Genomic DNA, 3518 nt, shown 5'->3' on the forward strand with positions numbered 1-3518 from the left:
GGCCAGCAGCTGGTCCAGCAGCCGGTCGTCCAGCAGTTCCCGGATCGGGCGGCGCGTGCTGTCCTGCTCGGGCCCACTCACCTCCGTCACGGTAGCCGAAAGATCACTTACGGTAGTTGAAGTGGTGCCGTCGACACGGTCGATCACGGACATGACGTGTGGTTCTCCCCCCGAAGAACGTGGGCGCTTCACCCACTGATCACTTGCTCCCCAGCAAGATCACTTTCCACACCTGAGGGAATACCCCCGGAGCACCGGGCTGAGCACCGCCCCTCGCCCGCCCCGGTGATGGCTGTTTTGCCTGGTGGTGGATTTGGTGTGGTGGGGAAGGTCGGCTTTGGCGGTGTTTGCCGAGGGGTTGCAAGACTGCGGTAGTGGCCGAGGTGGACTTTTCCGGAGTGTTCGAGGTGTTGCCGGCCCCGTGCGCGGTGCTGTCGCCCGATCTTGAGTTCATGGCGGTGAACGCCAGGTACGAGAAGGCGGCCGGGCTGCCGCGCGAGGAGTTGATCGGCCGGGAGATCTTCGCGGTGTTCCCGGGCGGGCCCACCGGTGAGGGGCCGCAGGCGCTGCGGGCCTCCCTGGAGCGTGTCCTGGCCGAGGGGCAGGCCGATGTGCTGGCCCTGCAGCGCTACGACGTCCAGGTCCCCGGGCGGCCCGGCGCGCTCCAGGAGCGGTACTGGAACGCGGTCAATTCCCCGCTGCTGGGCCCGGGCGGCCGGGTGGTGCAGATCGTCCACCAGGCCGAGGAGATCACCGAGTTCATCCTGCAGCTACGGCGCGCCGACCACGGCAGTGACCAGCGCACGCTGCGGGACGCGCTGGCCGAGGGCGTGGCGGCGATGGAGGCCGAGCTGTTCGTGCGGGCGCGTGAGCTGGAACAGACCAACCAGCGGCTGCGCCAGGCCCAAGCCGGTGAACGCAGCGAGGCCGCGACGGCCCGCCGGGAGCTGCAGCGTCAGCGGCAGGTCGTGGCCGACACCTCCCACGATCTGCGCAGCCCCCTCACCGGGCTGCAGACCCGCCTGCAGGAGGCGCTGACCGATCCCGACGCCGACTCCCGCAAGGTTCTGCACGCGGCTCTGCAGGACGCCGAAAAGATCGCCGACATCGTCTCCGACCTGCTGGAGCTGGCGCGCCTGGACGCCGGTACGCCCACCGACACCGAACCGGTCGATCTGTGCCGGTTGGTCCGCGACATGCTGGAACGACGTCCCTGCCGGCACGCCCTGGACAGCGACTTGGCCCCCTCCGCCCCGGTCCAGGGATCCCGCTCCCGTCTGACCCGGCTGCTGGACAACCTGCTGGCCAACGCCGAACGGCATGCCCGCACCCGGATCGAGGTGACGGTCACCACCGAAGGCGATCACGCCGTCGCGCAGATCACCGACGACGGGCTCGGCATCCCGGCAGGCGAACGCGAGGCGGTCTTCCGCCGCTTCTACCGCCGCGCCGACGCCCGCCGCACCGACCCGGGCGGCACCGGCCTGGGCCTGGCGATCGCCCGCCAGACCGCCGAAGCCCACCACGGCACCCTGCACATCGCCGACCACCCCACCGGAATCCGCATGGTCCTACGGCTCCCTCTCAGCCCCCCACCCCAATGAACCGGAGTTGAAGGGCGGGTTATCCGAGGGCTGTGGCCACACCCGGTCGTCTGCGAGTGGGGTTGGTCAGAATGCCTGAGAATTCCGGGACGTTCGGTGATGGACTTTGTACTGTGAGTTGACGGGGGCGAGTAGAGACCGGGAGACGAGGGATGGACGGGCAAGGCTCTTTAACCACTGAGACGCGAGCACAACGCTCCGCGGCCGGCGCGCTGGCCGCGGCGCTGCGGGAGCGCGGCCTGGCCGCGACCGTGCGGCGCCACTGGGTGGTCGGGGCGTTCAACCCGGCAGGCGAACCGGGCAGTGCTGATCATGACGATGGTCACGGTGCTGGTGCTGGTGACGAGGGCGGGCAGGCGTTCGGTCCCGGGCTGCGGCAGGAGGTGCGGTGCACCGAACGGCCAGAGGGCGCGCTGTGGTGGTTCTGGGTGTGGTGGGACGGGCCCGCAGGATCCGGTCCTGATCTGGAACCGCTCTGCCCCGCCGATGAGATCGAAACGGCTGCGCAGCGCACCGCGGCCGTCCTGACGGTGTCCCCGGGCTAGCTAGCCGGCGCAGCCCTGGCGCAACCCGCGCCCGGTACAGGGACACGCAAAGACCCCCGGCCGGGGACGCGGCCTCGAGCGTCAGCCGCCCGGCCCGGGGCAGTAGGAGGGGGCGAGGCGGTCGCGCCGCCGCGACGGTGGCGCGACCGCCTCGATGGCCGCCGCGGCGGCACCCGATCGATCGGGTGCCGAAGATGGCAGCGGGTGGTCACGATCCCCGTGGCAGGAGGCACAGCAGGTCCTTCAGGCGCCTGCTGGGTGGGGGACCGCAAGGCCGTCACCCTGGTGCCGCGGGGGTTCAGCGTGGCGGCAGCGTGTCGACGCGGCGGGTCGGGATGCCCAGCGCCCGCAGGGCACCGCGCAGTTCGGCGCGCTCTGCCGGAGTGACTGGTGCGTGCCTCATGTACAGGGCCATGACCAGGTGATCGATCGCTTTTTCCCACTGCCCGGCGGCGGCCGCGCCGGTGATGCGCTGCAGCACCGCCGGGGGCAGCCGATCCTGGAAGCAGCCGGGCAGGTGCCGCATCGTGTCCGCCAGCTTGCGCTGCTGCTCTCGCGGCATCGTGGCGGCCGGCGGCCAGCCGGATATCAGAACACCGGCGGGCTGAGGAGGGCCGGTCAGGCCGAACAGCCGCAGGATCTGCTCCACCACAGCCATCAGGCGTCCCCTTTCCCCGCAGCGCTCCTGCTGACCTCGGGCCCGTTCGCCGGGCCATACACGTTCAAGGCATGAGCGTCGTCACGTGCCGCTTCCCCTGACACTGCACCACACCCTCGGCAATCAACCCATCACACCAAGCTCGTTCTAGATCGCGGGTTCGGTCAGGTGATGTCCTGGTCATTGCCGGTTCCGACCGAGCTCGGACGGCCGGGCATTTGCCAGGCGGCGACCTGGGCCCGTTGCCCGTCTACCAAAGCCAGCGGTCAGCTGCTGCCGGGGTGGACGGTTTGTTCGTCGTGGTCGCGGAGCATGCGCATGACGGTCGCGGGTGAGGGGTGCCGGCCCTTCTTCTTGCCGGTGGTGATGACGAGGCGGGCGGCGATGTCGCGCAGGCTGAGGTTCTGTTCGCGCAGGTGGAGGGCGTGGGAAAGCATCGCATCGATTCGCGGAACAGCTTTACGGAACACCTCGACCTGGGGCGCCGTCGGGTGTGGGCGTTCATCTCCCTCGGACCGCCCCGCCCGGGACCGCACCGCGTCTGCTGATCAGCGGAGGGCGCGGCGGGCGCGTCCTCCCGGCCCGGCTCGTAGCAGACGCTGACGCTGTCGGAGGTCCACTGACGGCTCGACGTGGCTGGCCGACCGCGGCGACGCCGACGCCTGGGTCGCGGGCTGGGGCGGGTGGCTGGCCGCGCTCGGGCACATGCCC

General features: G+C 70.6%; 4 protein-coding genes. 2 read left to right on the top strand and 2 right to left on the bottom strand.

The features are described 5' to 3' along the window. Positions 1-398: 398 nt before the first annotated feature. Both ETD96_RS42650 and ETD96_RS42655 read left to right on the top strand, forming a co-directional pair. On the top strand, positions 399-1604 hold the full coding sequence (locus tag ETD96_RS42650) for a PAS domain-containing sensor histidine kinase (RefSeq protein ID WP_138642164.1): 1206 nt from the start codon (positions 399-401) through the stop codon (positions 1602-1604). A gap of 152 nt (positions 1605-1756) precedes the next feature. After that, positions 1757-2149, top strand: coding sequence for a hypothetical protein (locus ETD96_RS42655; protein ID WP_138642165.1), 393 nt, complete (start codon positions 1757-1759; stop codon positions 2147-2149). Between the two features lie 298 nt (positions 2150-2447). On the opposite strand, the gene ETD96_RS42660 is transcribed toward ETD96_RS42655, so the two are convergent. Next, positions 2448-2807 (bottom strand): hypothetical protein, encoded by a 360-nt coding sequence (locus ETD96_RS42660; RefSeq protein WP_138642166.1) that lies wholly within the window; start codon positions 2805-2807, stop codon positions 2448-2450. 266 nt (positions 2808-3073) lie between these two features. Next, on the bottom strand, positions 3074-3244 hold the full coding sequence (locus ETD96_RS42665) for a hypothetical protein (protein ID WP_205719743.1): 171 nt from the start codon (positions 3242-3244) through the stop codon (positions 3074-3076). Between the last annotated feature and the right edge of the window lie 274 nt (positions 3245-3518).

Origin of the sequence: Actinomadura geliboluensis (genome assembly GCF_005889745.1) — a bacterium.
Classification (GTDB): Bacteria; Actinomycetota; Actinomycetes; order Streptosporangiales; family Streptosporangiaceae; genus Spirillospora; species Spirillospora geliboluensis.